Source organism: Martinezella sp. CNPSo 3964 (assembly GCF_057784375.1).
In genome coordinates, this window is record NZ_JBXSOW010000008.1 from 43,059 (window position 1) to 62,188 (window position 19,130).

A 19,130-nucleotide genomic window follows, 5' to 3' on the forward strand; every position below is an offset into this window, starting at 1 on the left:
GGATTCTCGCAATCACAAATCATCGACCACCGAGGCACACGAACGGAGATTAACATGGGTATTCTTAAACTAAGGGACGGTACCGAACTCTTCTTCAAGGATTGGGGAACAGGCCAACCGCTCGTTTTCCACCACGGATGGCCCTTGTCGGCGGATGATTGGGATGCGCAGCTCATCTTCTTTCTCGACAAGGGCTATCGGGTGATCGCCCATGACCGGAGAGGTCATGGCCGCTCCACACAGACGGATAGTGGAAACGATATGGACACCTACGCTACCGATGTCGCGGAACTCGTCGAGGCCCTCGACCTTCGGGATGCGATCCACATCGGTCATTCGACCGGCGGAGGAGAAGTGGCGCGATACGTTGCCCGTCATGGCAGGGGGCGTGTTGCGAAGGCGGTGCTGGCTGGTGCCGTTCCCCCAATCATGGTGAAGACAGAAAGCAACCCGGGCGGACTGCCTCTTAGCGTGTTCGATGGCATACGCACTGCATTGGCGGCCAACCGCGCACAGCTCTACCGCGATCTGCCAAGCGGCCCCTTTTACGGCTTCAATCGGCCCGGCTCCAAATCTATCCCTGGCGTCGTCGATAACTGGTGGCGTCAGGGTATGATGGGCGGAGCGAAAGCGCATTACGATTGTATCAAAGCGTTTTCGGAGACGGATTTCACCACGGACCTCAAGACGATCGACGTGCCGACGCTGGTGCTGCACGGCACAGACGACCAGATCGTCCCCTATGAGGATTCCGCCCCGCTCTCGGTGAAGCTGCTCAAGCATGGTCGCCTCAAGGTCTATTCCGGTTATTCGCATGGCTTGTTGACCGTCAATGCGGAGGAATTGAATTCCGATATCCTGGCCTTCCTCCGCGAATAATCGTTCTTCGAGCGACCTGCCGGGCGAGATATCGCCAAGGATGCATCGCTCGTGGGGAGACCGCGCAAAGTCATAAATGAACGCGCGATCACATTAGGAGCATATGCTCTCTTGAATATAAGAGCATATGCTCCTATATCGTTTGGAAAGTAAACGCTCCCAAACAGGAAAGGAACAGACCATGAGCGAAGCAACCATTCTCGTCAGCGGCGCGACCGGACGGACCGGAGGCGCCGCGATCGATGAATTACTGAAGATGGGGAAGTCAGTACGCGCCTATGTGCGTTCGGATAACGAGCGGGCGGCGGCGCTGAGGCAGCGCGGTGTCGATATCGCCGTTGGAGACTTCACTGATATAGACGATATTCGAGCCGCCATGGAAGGCGTCCGATCAGCCTATTTTCTTCATCCCATCGCACCAGGGATCATCGGGGCCGCCGCTTACTTCGCGCAGGCGGCAAAGGAAGCGGGCGTCGAGGCAATCGTCAACATGTCGCAGATTTCGGCACGTCGTGAATCGGCAAGCCACGCGGCACAGGATCATTGGGTTTCCGAACGGGTCTTCGACTGGTCCGGTGTCCCGACAACGCATCTTCGCCCGACCTTCTTCGCTGACTGGCTTGTTTATCCGCATTTTGCCAAGGAGATATCGGCCACGAGGAAGATCGAGTTTCCGTTCGAGAATGGCCGTCACGCGCCGATCGCGACCGACGACCAGGGCCGTGTCATCGCCCATATACTGGCCAATCCGGAAAGCCATGGAGGCAAGACCTACACGCTCACCGGCCCGATCGAACTGAATCACACCGAAATCGCTGCCGCGATGAGCGATGTGCTTGGCGCCAGGATCGAATACGCGCCGACCTCGATCGAAGTCTTCAAGGACAAGATGGAAAATCTCTATAAATTCCCTCCTTTCCTTGTGCAGCATCTGGTTGAAGTCGCTCAGAACTATCGCGACGGCATCTTCTCAGGCGCCAGCGATGCTGTGGAGAAGATCACCGGCAAGCCAGCACTCTCGGTCCAGGAGTTCATCGTCAACAATCGTGCCGTCTTCGCGAAAGCATCGTGAAGGCAAGCTGGAGGTTAAACCATGTCAAGTTTGAAAGATGCACGTCACCCCTTTCTCGATGACCTCACCGAGAAGGCTGAATTGACCAGTTCGGTGCTGCGCGGCGCCATTAAAGGACGCGAGGCGATCCGCCTGGTCGTCGACACGGTCGGAACCTTCTACGCGTCGCAGAAACCTACATTTCTTGAAACCGTCGGTTCGCGACTGTTTCTCGAATACGAGGCGGTTCTGACGACCGGAGAGAGCCTGAGCGCCGTTGTCGTCGTCGACCACAATGCGGATGGAACCGTACCCCATGTGAGCGTGCGAATGAGCCCGATTGGTCCGCTATTATCACTTGCGACCCATCTGCGAGAGGCACTGTCAGACCAGCTATCGGAAGATCTTTTTCTTTGAACCCAACCTTCGCGGGCGGCACGGGACTTGGTGTCCTGACCCGCGGCTTTAGGAAAGATAATGCGTCATGGATATCACCAACGCCACCGTCTTCATTACGGGAGCCAATCGCGGCCTCGGCCTAGCTTTCGCACGAGAGGCGCGCAACCGTGGGGCCGCGAAAATTTACGCGGGCATGCGCAACCCGAACGGCTTCGAGGAGCCTGGCATCATACCAGTCAGGATCGATGTCACGGATACCGCATCGATTACCGCCGCTGCCGAAATCGCGAGGGATACGACGCTGCTGATAAACAACGCCGGCACCGCAGCCTTGATCGACGGGCCACTTGCCCGCGATTTCGAAGCACAGTCCAAGCAGCTGTTCGATATCAACTATTATGGCGTGGCTCGCGTCACGCAGGCCTTTGAGCAGATCCTGTCGTCCAAGCCCCGTGCCGGCATCATCAATGTTCTGTCCGACATCGTGTGGCTGCCGCGCCCCTATCTCACGCCCTATGCCGCGTCGAAGGCAGCCGCGTGGAGCTACACGAACCAGCTTCGCTTTCATCTTCGCGACCGCGGCATCGAGGTCCTCGGGCTGCATGTCGGATTCGTGGATACGGACTTGACCAACGGCATCGACGTGCCGAAATCCAGCCCGCAGGATGTGGTCCGCAAGACCTATGACGCACTTGCCGCGGGCAAGAGCGAGATCATGGCCGACGAGGGCACCGCGCTGCTGAAGAGCACGCTTGCTGCCGAGTTGCCCGGCTATATCATGCCGCCAGCAGGGTTGATCTAAGCGCTGGAAATGGCAAGCGTGGCAGTTTACCGAAAGCCATAACGGACGAGGTTCCTTCGGCTGGCCCGTTATGGCCCTAATGGGCGGAAAATTGAAAGGAAAAGAGATGTTGTCAGCAGGTCAACCGCTCGGAATAGATCAATGCAACTGCTTTGCCGCGAGAAAAGCCAGCCGACAGATTTCCCGGTTCTACGACAGTCATCTTGAACCTGCTGGTCTGCGTATTACGCAATTCCTGACATTGGCGGCCCTCGCTGAGGTTGGCAGTGCTGCGGTCAACGTTCTGGCCGAACGACTCGATATCGAGCGGACGGCGATGGGAAAGATGGTGGGCTTCCTGGAGCGCGACGGCTACGTGGCGATAAAACCATCGCCTGCTGATGGCCGTTTTCGTCTCGTGGAATTGACGGATGAAGGCAGGCACCTCCACGAGAAAGCAGCCCCGCTTTGGCAACAAGCACAGCGGGAATTCGAACATTTGAACGGCGCCCAGAATGTCGCAACATTGCGACAGGGACTGCGAGAGGTCGTTGTGGGCGAACTGGCGGCGAACCCGCCTGAAGAGTGATGCACCGTGTTTCAACGATAGCGGCCGGCATCCATTCTCAATTATTACCAGATCCCGCCATCGATCCGGCACCTTCACAGTCAACCGGTTGATTTCTCCACCGATCCGGCTCTCCTAACTTCACAAGAAAGAGCCCCCAAGAACTTGATACATACAGCTCCGCCGCCCTATCTGCTGAGTGGCAGTTGGAGACCCGCCAACGTTTGATCGATTTTCGCCATTACGTCTGCTTGCAACGGCCCCTTCGCGAGCGCACCAGCATTCTCCTCGACCTGGGCAACCGTGCGGAAGCCGGGAATTGGCAGTGTGCGTGGCGAGCGCGCCCACAGCCAGGCAAGCGCACCCTGCGTGAGCGTGCGGCCATCTTCAGTCAGCAGATTGCGGATCGCCTCCAGGCGAGCGGCAAATTCAGGAGCGATCCTACCGTCCTTGAAGTAGATCATCCAATCGAGACTTGCGCCACGCACATCCTTCTCGCCGACGGCCTTGTCAGGCGTGAATTTGCCGCTGAGCAGCCCCATGGCGAGCGGACCACGATTGATGGAAATCAGATCATTACGCTCGATGACATCGATTATCGCCTGAACCGGCTCGAAAACGTTCATCGTATGCTGGATGGACACGAAGCCTGCCCGACGCGCATGACGTGCGGCACGATCCGGATGATCCGTGCTCCAGCCAAAAGCGTCGATCTTGCCTTCGGCCCTGAGCGTTTCGAGTGTCTCGAATACCTCGTCGGACGCTTCGAGCGCAAAATCGTTAAGATGGAATTGCAGCAGATTCAGACGATCGCGGCGCAGGCGACGCAGTGACGTCTCAGCGGACTGCCGTATAAACGCAGGATCGGCAAAGGCGCCCGTCGCTTGCTTGGTCTTCTCGTCCGTCGCGAAACCGAATTTGGTGGCGATCACAACGTCATCTCGATTGCCGATCGCCCTGCCTACCACCTCTTCGGAATGCCCAGCCCCATAATTCGAGGCGGTATCGAAGAAGCGAATACCAAGATCGACTGCCCGCTCGATGGCACGAATCGATTCATCGTCATCGACCTCGCCCCAGCCAAGTGGTACGTCGCCGGCATAGAACGGGCCGCCGATCGCCCAACATCCCATGCCCAAGCGCGGAATCTCGCGGCCGTCCCAGAGAGCTATTGTGGTAGCCGTATCGGCGTTTGTCAGCATGTCATGCTCCACCATTGTCTGCCATTGCAGGTGGAAAATAGGGAAAGATGCCCGGATGATAAACAGCCAAATCCGCAGGGTATTTTTCATTGATGAAAAACGAACATCAATGGCTGCGCTGCGGGAACTGGAGCCTCGCCGGACTAACACCAAGCTAATACGGCTTCAAACAAGCGGATGAGTCTTCGAAAGAGCACAAAGGCCCCGCGTCAGGCGCAAGGGTACCTGGACTCCTATTATTTCCATGCCTCCAAGAGCAGATGGAACGAACCGGCCATCGCCCGCCTTCGCCAGTATCTCGCCGATAATCTCGGTGCTTGCCTCGGCGATAGTAATTCGCTCAGCACCTCGTCAAGCTCTTGAAACCAATTCAATTCTGATTTCACGGTTCGCCGGAATCAGCCTTCCGCAGGGTCTCCTGAAAACCTGAGTTCGTTGCCACGAAGTTAGGCAGATATGCTGCAGCTTATCCGGCGATTAATCGAGACCTTGAAGCAGTCGACAACCTTCCGCTACAGCGTAAAACTCGCCAACGTGACTGACAACCGTCAGCAGCAAACAGGCTGACGCACGGGCAGCAACGATTTCGCGTGTAAGACGAGCGGATTGCTGTCGAATTCAAAACGCCGCCCACTCTTCCAGCGCCCTTTTTACATCATGCTGATAGGAAACCATATTTCCCCTCTCGCAAATTGCGCGCAAGTACAATTCCACAGAACTTCGTCGAAGCCGAGTAAGAAGCGAAAACTTCTCTGAAGGCCCGCACAAGTGGTATGCGAATTCGTGTTTGTAGGCATTATCGAGATCGGCAATCAGATATGCGGGTAGATGAAATCGCATCCCTTCTGCATGGAAAAAAGACGGGCTGCTGGAGTGCCTGTTCAGAATCTCTGCCGTGATTGCGGTCCAATCATTCTTCTCATCATTCGCCCGACATGCTGCACGGACCGCATTGTTCGCATAGTCGTCAAGCGCTTGCGCCTCAGTAAGACCAATGCCATTGCCCAAAGTGACGCCGGCAAATGCATCTCTTATCGCGGCTTTCGCCTGCTCCGTGAGATCATGCGTCGGCTTCAAAGGAAACGCCTATTCAATGATGCGCTCCGTCGCCGTGCGATGTTGGCCACGCTCCGCCTTCGGTGCGCTCGAACTGGAGGCCGGTCAACGAGCCTTCTTGCGAAATCATGGGCCGCACCTGCGCCCGCTCCCCGCGGAGGATACAAAAATAGATGACACCTATGATCAGCGCCAGACCGGAGATAACGCCAGCCACAATCAAACTGATCATTGAAACAAGTTCCATATCGGCTCGGCCCTCGTGATCCATAAGTATCGGTATTTGCAGCCAGAAGCTCTGCGCATTTGGCTGCAGGATATCGATGCGGTAATTTACCACAACGATGAATGAATGGAGGATATATGTTCAAATCGATCTCTGACAGCGCTGCAGCTGCCGACGGAGGATCACTTGCGTTGTTTGTGGAACGACTTGATGGGGAATTGGAACAATTCATCATCAATCGCTCCTTCGCTTCGCGGGGGACACCCGCCTATAACAAGGTCGTGTCAAACCTTCGGCCTCTTTCAGCAGATAATTGCCGGGCAATCGCTGCGGCCCTCGAACCACTCCTAGCAACAACCCCATCGATTCATCCGTTGGCGGATTTCATCGAAACGCTTAAGGAACAGTCCAAGATCGAGAGCGAAGCAGCCACGACGGTTGAAGCGACTGTAGATCAACGGGCCTAAGATCGCGGCAATCGCAAACCTCGATCATCGCAATGAGCGGGATGGCATTTGCGCTGTCCTCTCCCGGGGCCTTGCGCTGGTGCGCTTCCAATTCTTACGAAGCATATGTCCCGAAGCCGGCGGTCTCGATCGTCTGGATCTGGTTGGCGGAAGATAATCGGATATAAATTCGATGATTGTCCGGGCCGTTACGCCAAGCGAAAGTCGAACATGACACGCCAAACCTGACCTCGTCCATTTCGCAGGGTCAACGCAAACAGGCTTCAGGCGCAACTCACGGTCAACTTTACGCTGCCCCGGTTGTTGTCATAAGTCTGCCAGGCGTCATTTGCGAAGGCATAGAGATAGCCGCTGCTCTTAGGCGTAAAATAAGCCCCCGCGCCGATTTCGAAGACCTCATGCGGCGCATAGTTCAGCTGGTCCTCCGGCTTCTCAGTGGGCAGGAACCCATTGGCAACCACGCCAATCAACGAGAACCAGGGATATTGCTCCTCGCGCTTGGTATACCAGAAGTCGACCTGATGATTGCCGGTCAGCTTCGTAAGCAGCTGCTCGCCTTTCCCCCAAAGAGAAGAGGCTATCTGAACGGCTTCGCCGAGATGAAACTTTCCATCCTTCGTTCCGCTTGGCGGACAGGTAATATTGCTATCCATCCACTCGCCGCTTGCCGAGAACTTGTAACGAACGCCAGCCCTCAGATACAGGCCGGTACGGTTCCACCGTTCGCGTGCGAAGACATCGATGGTCGCCTCACCCTTTGGCTCAATAACCCTTGTTTTCCAATAGATGCCCTGCGCAATTGGAGGGTTGTCATGGCGCTCGAGCGCCGACTCGTGCAGTACGCCATTATTTCTGGAGAAGAGCGGAACGTCGCGTGGCCGCGTCTTCAGAAATTTGAATACCCCTGTCACCGAGTCATGAAGCTGACCAAGCGGATATGGCGAAAGCTGCGTCTCGATGTTCTCCCTGAAATTCAGATCAAGTCCTCGAACCTCGTCGATCATCCATTTTAGCGAGCCATCCGAGAGGTCACATCGTCCGTATCCGCCGCCGACGTCACCATGCACGCCGGGAAACCAGATTTGCTTGACCGTCGGCCGATCATCGACATTAGTCCATAGCGTCGGCGTGAAGCTCTGACGCATCTCGTCGATGGCGATCGCGTGACGGGCATTTGCGACGATCGGGCTGAGGCTTGTATTGTGAAAGCTGTGTTTGGCCGGATCATCAATGAGATTGAGCAGTGCCATGTCGTTCGGCACACCAAGGGCGCCGACTGTGTCCCACACGCCGATAAAGTGGATCGGGATCGATTGCTTGGCTGCGTCCCCCGTCTTGACGCCGTGAAACGGCATCGCCTTTGTGGCCTTCACAAGCTTTGCACTCGCTTCCGGTGTACGATAGTTCTGAAAGAGCGCTTCAACGGCAGCCCATATTGTCTTTTCGTCCATACCGGCAGTCTTGAGAAGGCCGCAGCGCGAAATCATGCCGCCAAGACTGCGGACCGTGAAGGCGCCGCGACTAAAACCAAAAAGCCAGATCTTGGCACCAACTTCATAATTGCGCGCGAGCCAGTTATAGCCGCTCATGATATTGTTATCGAGCCCCTCGCCAAGTCCGCCTCCAGCGATACGGTCCCACCAGCCGCCGTCGGTACCGACGCCGGGATGGTAGTAGACCCGCTGCTCCTCGCCGCCCTTATCCTCGGCTGCCAGAGCGTTGCGAAGCTTCACAACATTCGTCGAAGCCGGCAAGCCAGCTTCGGTTTGGTCCGGAGTGTTCCAGGTTCCATCACAAAATACGATCAGATGCACGTTGTCCCCCATTTTTAGGGGCGCAGCTGCCTTGCAGGTGCGGGGCCGCGCCAAATTCAAAGCTTGTCGGAATTCGCTGCCAGACTGTCCGGTTCGGTAGCAAACGCCAAGGTGGCGATCGACTCTTTGCGCTGCGATGAGCTCTTACTTTGGAGGCGCTGGAGCAAGCCCCTTGGCAACCCAGGTTCTCGCATGCTTCAACGGCCCCCTGATGCCCTTTTCAGGCTTGTCCGGCCTATCTTCGAGCACACTTTTGTTTCTACCGAGAGCATCGAGAACGCTTACTGCTCGCGTCAAATCCTCCCTCGATATGGAAGGAATGGCTCCGTCGCGGACGGACGCGATCAGCATCCTATGGGCAGCACTCGTCAACATCCAGACCGTATTCAGACGAGCTCCACCAAGCTTCGGATCCTTGGCAAGCCTATCCAGACAATCAAGAACCGCGGGAAATAGGTCAAGCGGAAGCCGCTCTCGCACGAGCACCGCCGCACCATAAAGTTCATCCAGGCTTCCATCGCCCTTGAGGATCTTTGCGGTGCGATCGAAATCTGTTACCGCGCGAGCCTCCGTCTTGATCACGCGCCTTGCATCCGAAAGTGCTTCGGAGCCGGCCGTGTTGACTTGGACCTCGGCGAGCAAATCATTATAGATCCGCTTTCCGCTTTCAACGTCCTCTTCCAGTTCCGCGATACGCTGTGCATTCGCGTCTACGGTCTTCTTCAATTCACCGAGGGTAAGCTTTACTCCAAAAACATCCAATGTCGTAATTCGTGCGATTACCTCTGGATGTCTCGCCAACCAAATGCAGGCCCCTAGTGCAAACGACGGCCATATAAGATTATCAGCTGCTAACTTTACATAATCATAGACTGTTCCAGTTGGCACATCGACCATATCGCCTCCCCAAGCAACAACCAACTCGCAACAGTCATAAAAGTTTAAGTTGCAGCGTCAATCAAGTGAAAAATAAGCTTGGATCCCTACCGCATTTATGGGTTACTACTTTAGTTGCCTCCGTTTTGATTGCGAAGAGGGGCAGCGATCTCCGCGAATGAACCCCAACTGAATGGTGCCTTCAGCTTCCGTTCCAAAGGCAGTGTCTAAAAGAAAGACGTTCAACCGCGGTCCTATCCGCCTGAGGAGACACAGTCATGATCCGCACGTCTTTCATTGCAACCGCACTCGTCGCTCTCGTCGGCCTCACCGCCGCAGCCCCCGCCATGGCCAACGATGTGCGTATCGAACAATATGGCTGGTCGAACTCTGCCGGTGGCGCGCAGGAAGGGTATGGAAACAGGATCAGAACCTACCAGAACGGTGGCTACAACCGGATTATCGGCCATCAATATGGTCGTCATAACCTGTCGGCCGTCGGCCAGGAAGGTAATGATAACTATGGCGCCACCTATCAGAACGGCGACCGCAACGTAGCTGGCATCGGCCAGTTTGGCTCCAACCACACAACCATCCTTACCCAGGACGGCAATGGCAACATCGCGGCTGGTGTTCAGGTTGGCCGTGGCTGCAGCGCCAATGTCAGCCAGGGCGGCAATGGTAATGTCGCGGCATTCGTCCAGGCCTGCCCGTAAGCGGCTAACGCGATGATATGAAAAAGGTCGAGATCGCAACGACAGACCATTAGGGGAGACGACCCATGCCAAATAGCGTCAAACATCCACGCCGCCTGATGGCGATTCTCGCGCTGGTCCTGCTTCCCGTCGGCGCCGTTGCGGCAATGACGACTGCCAGCCAATCTGACGAAGCGCAGCTTTGCGAAATCAAAGCAACGCCTGGAGCAGGTATGGTGAGGCTGGATGCACTCGTCCACGCCGACAAGCATGTTGGCGGGACTTATACCTTCCATGTCGAAAAAGCAGGCGGCGGCGGAAGCTCAACGATCAACCAGAGTGGCGATTTTGATGCCACAGCCGGACATCCGGCAATCCTCAGCTCCGTCTCGCTCGACTCCAAGGGAGCCGAATACAAGGCAACGCTGAATATCGTGATCGGGGACAAGAGCTTCAGCTGCACGAAGCAGACCGGCAGCAACTAACAGGCCTCCACACCCTGCCAATGCCTTTAAAAGGGCGCCGGTTTCTGGCGCCCTTTTGCTTTCGATCAGGCCGAAACGACTGAACGACAACTGAACGGGCAATTCCGACTAGGTTCAGCTTAAAGATGCGAAAGTTGATCATCGGCCAAGGCAGCCGGCAAATGGAGATCAGGATGACCCGCAACTTGTTTAAGATCCTTACCGTCACTCTTCTTGCCGGAAGCCTGGGGCAAGCAGCCTTGTCTGTGCCAGCCTACGCCGGCGGCCGGATCTCGTTCAACCTCGCGCCGGATAATGCCGAGGACGCCGATCTCTTTTCGACCGGACTGCGCGTCTATTCGCTCTACCGCGGTCTGAAGGACGCCGACATCCGGCAGCTGGGCCGGGGCAACGCGGCTGGCATCGCTCAGGCGGGCCAGGGCAACCTCGGCTTCATCCAGCAACGGGGCAACGGTCATTCCGCAACCTTGCGGCAGAACGGCAGCAACAATGCCTATGGCATTTTCCAGTATGGTCGAAACACTGAAACCGACGTGGTCCAGGATGGGGATAACGGCGTTGGCGCGACCTTCAGCTATGGCTGGTAAGGCAGTTCAGAACAGCCCCGAAACCGATGTCGTGTTGTTTCATCAACGTATGGATAAGGCACTTGCCTGCCACTCAGGCAGAAGCCTTCCGCGGACAATTCCGGCCTCCCGACGACGGTTCGACGAGAAGCCGGCAAGATCGGCATCGGTGATTGGCGTTCAATGCTCCCAATTGGATCAAGGTCGCTGAGAATATCCATCAGGCTGGCGGTTTAACTCCCCGCCCGTGACCGCTCTATGCCAGGGATCCACAGCATCGCCTCGGCCAGAAACTCCACCAGCAACCTGACACGCGTGATGCTCGTTCGTTCGGGCGCGATAAGCATGTTCAACGGTACGGCCGATGGAGTGTAGTCAGGCAGGATCGCCTCGAGTCGACCGTCCGCGAGAAGGTCGTCCACCAGCCAGATATGAGCAGGACCAAAACCGCGGCCCGCGGCAAAGGCTTCGCGTGCGGCGAGCCCGTGATCGACACGCAGATGCCCACTGAAAGGCACGAGGTGCCGCGCGCCTCCCGCCCGTTCGAGCACGAGGGATTCGCTGCCGGCGATATTCGACATGCGGACACCCTCATGGTCCTTGAGTTCCTCGGGTGTTGCCGGCCGGCCATGCCCAGCCAGATAGGCTGGAGAGGCGACAAGGACGCGCCGGCTTTGGCCGATCGCCCGCAGCTTCATGGAACTATCGGTGAGCGGACCAAGGCGCAATGCGATGTCCATGCCTTCGCGGATGAGATCAACGCGCTCATCCGTCAGGCTGAGATCGACTGCGATATCCGGATGGCGATCCTGAAAAGCGAAGATCAATCGACTGACATGCCGGACACCGAGCGCTGCCGTGCAAGAGACGCGAACCGTGCCGGCAGAGACATTCCGCGCGCTTCGCGCTTCGTCGGTTGCCTGTTCCAACAAGCGCAGGATTTGGATGGCGTTGGCATAGTAAAGGCTGCCTTCCTCGGTGAGCATGACACGGCGGGTCGTGCGGCTCAACAGCGCCACGCCCAGGGCTTCTTCAAGCTCGCGCACATGCCGCGTGACACTGGACTGGCCGATGTTCAACTCGCGCGCCACAGCCGACAGGTTCCCGCGTTCGGCGACGCGGACAAAGGTGCGGATGCGTTCGAGTGTGACATCCGATCTATCCATTATTCGGCATTATCCTATCCATTCCTTCAGTATAACGCATGAGTGGAACTTGGCCTAGCTTAGGGAGAGTTTTCTCCAACAAGCAGGTGCCATTATGAATGTGCTCATCGTATTTGCTCACCCCGAACCGAAATCCTTGTCGGCATCGTTACGTGACGTCGCGGTCCAGGAGCTGGAAGCAGCCGGCCATACGGTTCGGATTTCCGATCTCCATGCCATGCGGTGGAAATCCGAAATCGACCGTGCGGACTTCCCACCCTTGGCTCCTGACGAGCGGCTCATACCGGTCGCCGCCTCCAAACATGCTTTCAGCGGCGATACGCTGACGGACGACGTCAAAGCGGAGATCGAAAAGCTGCTCTGGGCCGATACCTTGATCCTGCAGTTTCCGCTCTGGTGGTTCGCCATGCCCGCTATCCTGAAAGGCTGGGTCGACCGCGTGTTTGCATATGGCTTCGCCTATGGCGTTGGCGAGCACAGCGACAAGCGTTGGGGTGATCGCTACGGCGAGGGAACCCTGGTTGGCAGACGAGCCATGCTGGTCGTAACTGCGGGTGGTTGGGAAGAGCACTACGCTCCTCGGGGAATCAATGGGCCGATCGACGATCTTCTGTTTCCGATCAATCACGGGATTCTCTATTATCCGGGCTACGATGTACTACCGCCCTTCGTGACGTACAGCACCGATCGCTTCGACGATGCCCGCTTCGAAGCCGCTGCAGAAAGTCTACGCGACCGGATGCGAACGCTCGAAACAACGTATCCCATTCCTTACCGGCGCCAAAATGGCGGGGATTATCACATTCCAGCTATGCAACTCCGTTCGGAGCTGAGCGAGCCGGGGGCATCAGGCTTTGCACTTCATCTAAAGGATGCCGCTGCATCCAGCTAGCGCGCTCGGCGCGGTCGCCCCTATTTCCAAAAGCGAAATCTTTGCAGCAGAACCACTCAACGCAAGGCGTTCATCCGCTTTTCAAGAGCGAGCGTTCTTAGGCTCAAGTCATGGAGTTTGAACCCCGACGCCGTCTCGTCAGCTGCTCCGGTTGCGCTGTGCTCCGGCTTGCGAATAATCCTGATCTGAACAAGCCAGCGGACACTCACCATGAAGTGCAGATGGGGCATGCTTGATCGAGCGATCGAGGACGAACGGCGACAGAGCATTGCTACGCGACTGAAATGTCGCTTTGCAACAGTAGATTGATACAAATTTCCATTTGCTCTTGAAGGGGGACGAACCGCTGGCTCGCTCGTCTTCCTCCGGCATCAGTCAAAATTCTGGCTCTTGATCTTCAGATTATCGATATCAGGATCCGGGTTACCCTAGCCCGAAGACCCGGAGGCGCTTTCGGATTCTTCCTCACTTTGTGCGGCGCGGTGACGGCATTCTCCAGTGGTTCAGGACCTGCTCTAGCAGTCTGGCTCGCCCGGATAGGACTGGGCTTTAACATCACCCAGTCCCGTCTCGCGATGTGTCGTGGCCTAGCCGATAGCACCTGCTATTTAGCGGGGCTCACCTTCGAGGCGAGAGCGCCGCCGGACTTCTGAACAGTATAATGGACCGCAACCCGCTCACCGACTTTGAAGGACTCGACTTCGATGTTTTCTGGCAGTTTGATTGTTGTTCCCGAGGACAGCGTGATCTGATCCGCCTTCGCATCGATATTGGTGATGGTTCCGGTCTCATCACGGGCAAGCGCCATTCCCGCCGCCAAGGTCGATGTCGCAAGGACACCGATCGCCAAATATCTCTTCAGCATAATTCACTCCTTCGATTTACAAGCATATCGTGGCCTAACCGGCCACTGCCGGCGTCGCCGACCATGTAAAATCTAAACAACGATCCTTCCCTGCGCTTTGCCGGATTCTTACAAATCGGACATCGACGGAGATTTGAGCCAAGGCCAGATAAAGCTATGATTTTTCTATAAAAATCAGCAGAGCATAGTGCGCAGGCTTGGATGTTTTGTGGCGGGGAATCTTCAGGCTTGCCCGATGCAGGGCAACCACGTCTAGTCTTCCGGTGGCACTGGACGAAGATATAGAGGAAAACGAACAATCTCTCGTTCGTGAAATGCAAGAATCCGGCCGAAAAACCTCCGACAATCCACAAGCACGCGGATAGAAAGCGTCAAAAGGTTTTCCTGCCGGAAGTTACTGACCTTGGCGAGCAACATGAACCTCGCCTGTTTGTTTCAACGGCGCGGTTCGCGAGTTCGTTCTAAAAGCGATCCTGCTCGGTTTCCGACGCAGTTTCAGGCTCGTAGGTGACTGTCATGTACATGACAGTCAGTATGATGGCACCTAGAAACAGGACGCTCGTATAGATCGTTCCGAATCCCAGGCCGCCATATTCCAGCGGCTGGGAAAGGAGGTCCCCCAGGGACGCGCCGAGTGGCCGCGTGAAAATGTAAGCCAGCCAGAATGCTAGAATGCCATTCACGCCGAGATTGAAATGGCCGATCGCTATGACGGCAATGATGCCAAGGAAGATCAGCCCGGTCATGATGTATCCGAGACCAAAAACTTCCGCGATCAGATCACCGACGGCCGTGCCCAGTGCAAACGTGAAGAGGATCGCCAGCCAGTAGAATCCCTCGCGCCTTGCCGTAAAGATCGAGTGAATGGACAGCGTGCCTTCCATCTTCCACCAGATGAAGAAGGTGAGTGCAAGGGCAATGGTGAAGCCGATGGTCGAGGCCTGAAGGGGCACTCCCAGATTGTCGGTCAGATTGTCGGTCAAAAGCGTTCCGACAACACTGATCATGACGACGGCGGTCCAATAGACCCAAGGTACATAGCGCTGCTGCAGAAACTGGAGGGTAAGCGCGGCGATCAGCACCGTTGTCATGATCGCGGATGTCGCGGCCAGGCCGAATCCCATATTGACGGCGAGATAATCGGCAGCCGTCTCTCCCATCGTGACGGCGAGCAATTTAATCAACCAGAAGTCGCCGGTGATCCGCGGAACACGATTGAGGACATTGCCTCCTTGGGCATATGACAGTGAGCTCATGGTAGACACCCCGCTTTACTTGCCCATCAGCGCCATTGCCTGTTGCAGAAAGGCGTTGGCGCGTTTGTCGTCGTCCGCATTGCAGCGCTCGACGGCCTTTGCCTCCAGCGCATCGACCTTCGTCTTGACGTCAGCCGTCAGATTTGCGGATCCTTTCGCCGTGCGCATCTCCTTGAGGACATCTTCGCACGGGCGGGCGGCGGCCGCATGACCGGCAACCGGCAGCGTGACAGCGCAGGAAAACAGGAGAGCGTTCAGGAGGCGGATGGCATTGCGCTTGGTCATGAGGGAGGCTCCGATAGGCGGCCAGACTGCCGCTTGATTGATCACCGGTCGCACCGAACATGCGACCGAGGCCTCCAGTTCTATGCGGCGGTCCTTACGCTGCCTTTGCCCGAACAATACCGTTTCGTAAGAAATGCCGCCGCGTGACGACCGCTAGCTTACGCATTTGTAAGACGCCGTTCAGGTTGCAGACATCTTCTTAAGGCATGTCTAGGCAGCAGTCGTATCGCGAATTGACGGAGCCTGGACGGCCATGAAGATCCTGGTGGTGGAAGATGATCGGAAGACCGCCGACTACATCGCGCGCGGGCTTACCGAAGCTGGTCATGTCTGTGACGTCATCAAGGACGGGACCGATGCGCTCTTTCAGGCGACCAGGGAACAATATGACGTGCTGGTGGTCGACCGGATGCTTCCAGGCCTCGACGGCCTTTCTCTGGTAAAGGCCGCAAGAGCGGCGAAGATCAAAACACCGGCAATGTTCCTCACGTCGGTCAGCGGCGTAGACGACAGGGTCGAAGGGCTTGAGGCAGGCGGAGACGATTATCTGACGAAGCCATTTGCCTTCTCCGAGCTTCTGGCACGCGTCAATGCCCTGGCACGCCGGCCGCCGGTCCAGGACAGGAAGACCGTGCTCAGGGTCGCCGATCTCGAGCTCGACGTGATAAAGCGCCAGGTGCATAGACGCGGTATTGCCATCGACCTGCAGCCGCGCGAATTCACCTTGCTGGAGGCGCTCATGCGCGGCGAAGGCCGCGTGCTGACGCGCACCATGCTTTTGGAAAGCGTATGGGATTTCCACTTCGATCCCAGGACGAGCGTCGTGGAGACCCACATCAGCAGGCTGCGCGCAAAGATCGACAAGCCGTTCGACGTCCCCCTCCTCCACACGGTCCGCAACACCGGCTATTGCATACATGCGCCGCGATAGATTGCTGCGCAGCACGCCCTTCAGGCTGGCAATATCGTTCGGGCTTTTCTTCATCGTCGCCTTCCTCGTCGCTGGCTTCGTCGCCTACGGCCTGATGAAGCGCGAGCTGGCGAGATCGCTCGACGTGTCCATCAAGGACACCTATTCGGTTGTGGCCTCGACCTATTCCTCCAACGACCTGGAGGATCTCATCGCGGCGGTCGACACCTATTCGGTCCTTAAGCGCCCGGAAGATCAGGTCTTCCTTTTACTCGATGCCAAGGGAGCAAAGCTCGCCGGAAATGTTCCCGCCGCAACTGTGACGCCCGGCCTTTCGACCGTTGCCGCGACCCTGTTCGGACTTGGCGATGACGATCCGCTGCGCCTTGTCGCCGGCAATGTTGGCGGCAACGCCCTGGTCGTCGGCCAAAGCTACCGCGAAACCGATCGGATCGAGCAGATCGCGCTCATGAGCTTCGCATGGGCCTCGGTCATCATCGTCGCGGCAATCGTCCTCGGCGGAACCGTGCTGGCAACGCGCACGCAACGCCGGCTTGAGGCGATCGAGCGAACTCTGGTCGACGTTTCGGCAGGCAACCTGGCTCGACGAATTCCGATCCGCGGCAATGGCGATGATATCGACGTCGTTTCCATGCATATAAATCAGGCCCTTGGCCGGCTCTCCGCACTTGTTGACGGAATGCGGCAGGTCAGCACGGACATCGCGCACGATCTGAAGACTCCCCTCAACCGGCTCGGATTCACCATTGAACGGGCGCTGCAGCGCCTGGAGCGGTCCGAAAATGTGGAGGACCTGCTTCTCGACGCCAGCGACGAAACAACCAGAATCAACGCTACCTTCGAAGCCCTGCTCCGCATCTCGCAGATCGAGGCTGGCGCCCGAAAGACGCGTTTCAAACCGGTCGATCTGGGAGCCATCATGGCGTCGGTTGCAGAAATCTACGCTGACGTTGCCGAAGACGCCGGGCAATGCTTGGCATTGAAGCCTTTGGCTTCCCGCCCCTGGCCCATAGACGGCGATCGGGAATTGCTTACACAGCTCTTCGTCAATCTTGTCGAAAACGCAATCACCCACTGCCCGCCCGGAACGACCATTACCCTATCGCTGACGCCTGGGGAGCAACATTATCACGCCTGCGTGGCCGATAGCGGCAACGGTATTCCCGAAGAGGAACGCGAACTGGTGTTCCGGCGGCTTTATCGTTTGGACAAGAGCCGGACGACGCCAGGTAATGGGCTGGGGCTTAGCCTGGTCAAGGCAATCGCCGACCTCCATGGTGCGCCCGTTACGCTCGAAGACAACAAGCCAGGCCTGTGCGTTTGCATGTGTTTTCCACCCACGCGTCCCAGAGTCGAAAACGAAACCAAGCACTGAAGAACGGAACCGCCGAGGCGCAGCATCCATGCAAATGCAAAGCTTCCAGCGTGACACCAGCGTTGCGCCAGCGGATCGCATCACGAATGCGACCTTGTACAGCGAGTACCTCACCTGCGAAAACGGCAAATCTTAATCGCCCTCGATGGGATATGAACCGCCGGCGATGCTATTACAAACACCGTCCGTCTCAAATTCGGGAACTTCTTGATACTTCGCAGTACAGGTTGAGGGCTACCGAACGTTCGGCCAGGACCGTCACGCTGCGCCCGGCAGCGCGTTGACGCTCATGGAATAATCAGCGGCGATGTGAGGTTATGAGCAACCACACAGCATGTTTAAGCGTTCGGCTACTGCACCCCGAACTTCCGAACGGCAAAATCCAGAAAGCTTCGCAGCTTCGGTGTCATTCGCCTGTCGGGCGCATAGAGCGCGTGGAGCGGACGGGCGGGCGGTTCATACTCTGGCAAGAGCCTCACCAGGCGCCCGGCTTTGATCTCTGCGACTATCAGCTCATGCGGCTGCAGCAATACCCCCATACCGGCGACAGCAGCGGCGCGTAGCGCTTCGCCGCTATCGGTCGAAAATCTGCCGGCGATCGGGACGGATATGACACCACCCGGTCCATCGAATACCCATTGCGTTCTAAGTGACGTGTGTGAAAACACCAGGCATTCGTGCTGTTGCAGTTCTTCCGGTTTGGTCAGTTTTTCTGCCGACCTCAGATAAGAGGGCGCGGCACACAAAACCAAGCGAAGAGGCGCAAGCCCCCTTGCCAGCAATTGGCTATCCGGGAGTTCTCCGGTTCGGAAGGCAATATCGAAGCCCTCTTCTACGAGGTCTACGGTCCGATTGGTCAGGCTAAGATCCAAGGACACTTCCGGATGCAGCTTTAAATATTCCGGTATTTCAGGCGCGAGCGCGTGACTGCCGAACGTGATCGGCGCACTGACGCGAAGTCGCCCTCTCGGGATCAGGCGGGTCTCGGCAATCAGCGCCTCGGCTGCCTCCATCTCCGCTATGATGTTCTTCGCATGGTCATAGAATATGCGACCACCGTCGGTAAGGCTTTGCCTACGCGTGGTACGGTTCAGCAGCTGAATGCCGAAATCCTGCTCCAGCGCTCTCAGTTGTTTCCCTGCCAATTGGGATGACAAACCAAGCTCCGCAGCGGCAGCCGAAATCGAACCTGTTTCAACGGCTTTCACAAAAACATGCATGCAAGCCAGTCTGTCCATTTGAAACTCAATGTTTTCTATCATGATCCTATTCGGATATTTATCCCCAATATTTTC

At 56.8% G+C, this 19,130-nt stretch carries 22 protein-coding genes; 12 read left to right on the forward strand and 10 right to left on the reverse strand.

The features are described from left to right. Positions 1-54 precede the first annotated feature (54 nt). From AC13Q5_RS23420 to AC13Q5_RS23440, 5 genes are all read left to right on the forward strand, one after another. Positions 55-879, forward strand: coding sequence for an alpha/beta fold hydrolase (locus AC13Q5_RS23420; protein WP_488503319.1), 825 nt, complete (start codon positions 55-57; stop codon positions 877-879). Positions 880-1,060: 181 nt separating this feature from the next. Further along, complete coding sequence (locus AC13Q5_RS23425) at positions 1,061-1,951, forward strand: NmrA family NAD(P)-binding protein (RefSeq protein WP_488503320.1); 891 nt, start codon at positions 1,061-1,063, stop codon at positions 1,949-1,951. Between the two features lie 21 nt (positions 1,952-1,972). Continuing rightward, positions 1,973-2,347 carry a P-loop NTPase family protein gene (locus tag AC13Q5_RS23430; RefSeq protein ID WP_075854443.1) on the forward strand — a complete coding sequence of 125 codons (375 nt, stop codon included), beginning with the start codon at positions 1,973-1,975 and terminating at the stop codon, positions 2,345-2,347. Positions 2,348-2,414: 67 nt separating this feature from the next. Then, entirely contained in the window at positions 2,415-3,131 is a 717-nt protein-coding gene (locus tag AC13Q5_RS23435) for an SDR family NAD(P)-dependent oxidoreductase (RefSeq protein WP_075854444.1), read from the forward strand. 106 nt (positions 3,132-3,237) lie between these two features. Then, positions 3,238-3,699 carry a MarR family winged helix-turn-helix transcriptional regulator gene (locus AC13Q5_RS23440; RefSeq protein ID WP_488503321.1) on the forward strand — a complete coding sequence of 154 codons (462 nt, stop codon included), beginning with the start codon at positions 3,238-3,240 and terminating at the stop codon, positions 3,697-3,699. Between the two features lie 167 nt (positions 3,700-3,866). Here AC13Q5_RS23440 and AC13Q5_RS23445 read toward each other — a convergent pair whose 3' ends face one another. The 3 genes from AC13Q5_RS23445 to AC13Q5_RS23455 form a co-directional block, all read right to left on the reverse strand. After that, positions 3,867-4,880, reverse strand: coding sequence for an aldo/keto reductase (locus AC13Q5_RS23445; RefSeq protein WP_488503322.1), 1,014 nt, complete (start codon positions 4,878-4,880; stop codon positions 3,867-3,869). 618 nt (positions 4,881-5,498) lie between these two features. Beyond that, entirely contained in the window at positions 5,499-5,957 is a 459-nt protein-coding gene (locus tag AC13Q5_RS23450; protein WP_488503323.1) for a DUF6714 family protein, read from the reverse strand. A 13-nt stretch (positions 5,958-5,970) separates the two neighbouring features. Then, positions 5,971-6,168, reverse strand: a complete 198-nt coding sequence (locus AC13Q5_RS23455) for a hypothetical protein (protein ID WP_488503324.1) — start codon at positions 6,166-6,168, stop codon at positions 5,971-5,973. A gap of 131 nt (positions 6,169-6,299) precedes the next feature. On the opposite strand from AC13Q5_RS23455, the gene AC13Q5_RS23460 reads away from it, so the two are divergent. Then, positions 6,300-6,629 carry a hypothetical protein gene (locus AC13Q5_RS23460; RefSeq protein ID WP_488503325.1) on the forward strand — a complete coding sequence of 110 codons (330 nt, stop codon included), beginning with the start codon at positions 6,300-6,302 and terminating at the stop codon, positions 6,627-6,629. A gap of 263 nt (positions 6,630-6,892) precedes the next feature. Here the strand turns inward: AC13Q5_RS23460 and AC13Q5_RS23465 are convergent, their stop codons facing one another. Both AC13Q5_RS23465 and AC13Q5_RS23470 read right to left on the reverse strand, forming a co-directional pair. Beyond that, positions 6,893-8,497 (reverse strand): T6SS phospholipase effector Tle1-like catalytic domain-containing protein, encoded by a 1,605-nt coding sequence (locus AC13Q5_RS23465; protein ID WP_488503326.1) that lies wholly within the window; start codon positions 8,495-8,497, stop codon positions 6,893-6,895. Between the two features lie 90 nt (positions 8,498-8,587). Beyond that, complete coding sequence (locus tag AC13Q5_RS23470) at positions 8,588-9,340, reverse strand: hypothetical protein (protein WP_143525474.1); 753 nt, start codon at positions 9,338-9,340, stop codon at positions 8,588-8,590. A gap of 257 nt (positions 9,341-9,597) precedes the next feature. Here AC13Q5_RS23470 and AC13Q5_RS23475 point away from each other — a divergent pair, with 257 nt between their 5' ends. The 3 genes from AC13Q5_RS23475 to AC13Q5_RS23485 all read left to right on the forward strand — a co-directional run bounded on the left by AC13Q5_RS23475 (position 9,598) and on the right by AC13Q5_RS23485 (position 11,086). Next, complete coding sequence (locus tag AC13Q5_RS23475; RefSeq protein WP_283052916.1) at positions 9,598-10,035, forward strand: curlin; 438 nt, start codon at positions 9,598-9,600, stop codon at positions 10,033-10,035. A gap of 65 nt (positions 10,036-10,100) precedes the next feature. Then, positions 10,101-10,499 (forward strand): curli-like amyloid fiber formation chaperone CsgH, encoded by a 399-nt coding sequence (gene csgH / locus AC13Q5_RS23480; protein ID WP_488503327.1) that lies wholly within the window; start codon positions 10,101-10,103, stop codon positions 10,497-10,499. Positions 10,500-10,672: 173 nt separating this feature from the next. Continuing rightward, positions 10,673-11,086, forward strand: a complete 414-nt coding sequence (locus AC13Q5_RS23485; RefSeq protein WP_075854452.1) for a curlin — start codon at positions 10,673-10,675, stop codon at positions 11,084-11,086. Between the two features lie 212 nt (positions 11,087-11,298). Here the strand turns inward: AC13Q5_RS23485 and AC13Q5_RS23490 are convergent, their stop codons facing one another. Next, entirely contained in the window at positions 11,299-12,231 is a 933-nt protein-coding gene (locus tag AC13Q5_RS23490; protein WP_488503328.1) for a LysR family transcriptional regulator, read from the reverse strand. Between the two features lie 94 nt (positions 12,232-12,325). Between AC13Q5_RS23490 and AC13Q5_RS23495 the strand changes: the two genes are divergently transcribed. Beyond that, on the forward strand, positions 12,326-13,123 hold the full coding sequence (locus AC13Q5_RS23495; protein WP_488503329.1) for an NAD(P)H-dependent oxidoreductase: 798 nt from the start codon (positions 12,326-12,328) through the stop codon (positions 13,121-13,123). A gap of 604 nt (positions 13,124-13,727) precedes the next feature. Here the strand turns inward: AC13Q5_RS23495 and AC13Q5_RS23500 are convergent. The 3 genes from AC13Q5_RS23500 to AC13Q5_RS23510 all read right to left on the reverse strand — a co-directional run bounded on the left by AC13Q5_RS23500 (position 13,728) and on the right by AC13Q5_RS23510 (position 15,529). Next, on the reverse strand, positions 13,728-13,988 hold the full coding sequence (locus AC13Q5_RS23500; protein ID WP_457879183.1) for a DUF1344 domain-containing protein: 261 nt from the start codon (positions 13,986-13,988) through the stop codon (positions 13,728-13,730). A 461-nt stretch (positions 13,989-14,449) separates the two neighbouring features. Further along, on the reverse strand, positions 14,450-15,244 hold the full coding sequence (locus AC13Q5_RS23505; protein WP_488503330.1) for a COG4705 family protein: 795 nt from the start codon (positions 15,242-15,244) through the stop codon (positions 14,450-14,452). A gap of 15 nt (positions 15,245-15,259) precedes the next feature. After that, the gene (locus AC13Q5_RS23510; protein WP_143525476.1) at positions 15,260-15,529 is read right to left on the reverse strand and encodes a hypothetical protein; all 270 of its coding nucleotides are present in this window, start codon (positions 15,527-15,529) and stop codon (positions 15,260-15,262) included. A 253-nt stretch (positions 15,530-15,782) separates the two neighbouring features. Here AC13Q5_RS23510 and AC13Q5_RS23515 point away from each other — a divergent pair, with 253 nt between their 5' ends. Next, positions 15,783-16,460 carry a winged helix-turn-helix domain-containing protein gene (locus AC13Q5_RS23515; protein ID WP_075854458.1) on the forward strand — a complete coding sequence of 226 codons (678 nt, stop codon included), beginning with the start codon at positions 15,783-15,785 and terminating at the stop codon, positions 16,458-16,460. After that, a complete protein-coding gene (locus AC13Q5_RS23520; RefSeq protein ID WP_488503331.1) occupies positions 16,447-17,835 on the forward strand; it encodes a sensor histidine kinase in 1,389 nt (462 codons plus the stop codon). Before AC13Q5_RS23515 ends, AC13Q5_RS23520 begins: the two co-directional genes overlap by 14 nt. Before the next feature lie 350 nt (positions 17,836-18,185). Here the strand turns inward: AC13Q5_RS23520 and AC13Q5_RS23525 are convergent, their stop codons facing one another. Then, positions 18,186-19,097, reverse strand: coding sequence for a LysR family transcriptional regulator (locus AC13Q5_RS23525; protein WP_457879184.1), 912 nt, complete (start codon positions 19,095-19,097; stop codon positions 18,186-18,188). Positions 19,098-19,130 lie beyond the last annotated feature (33 nt).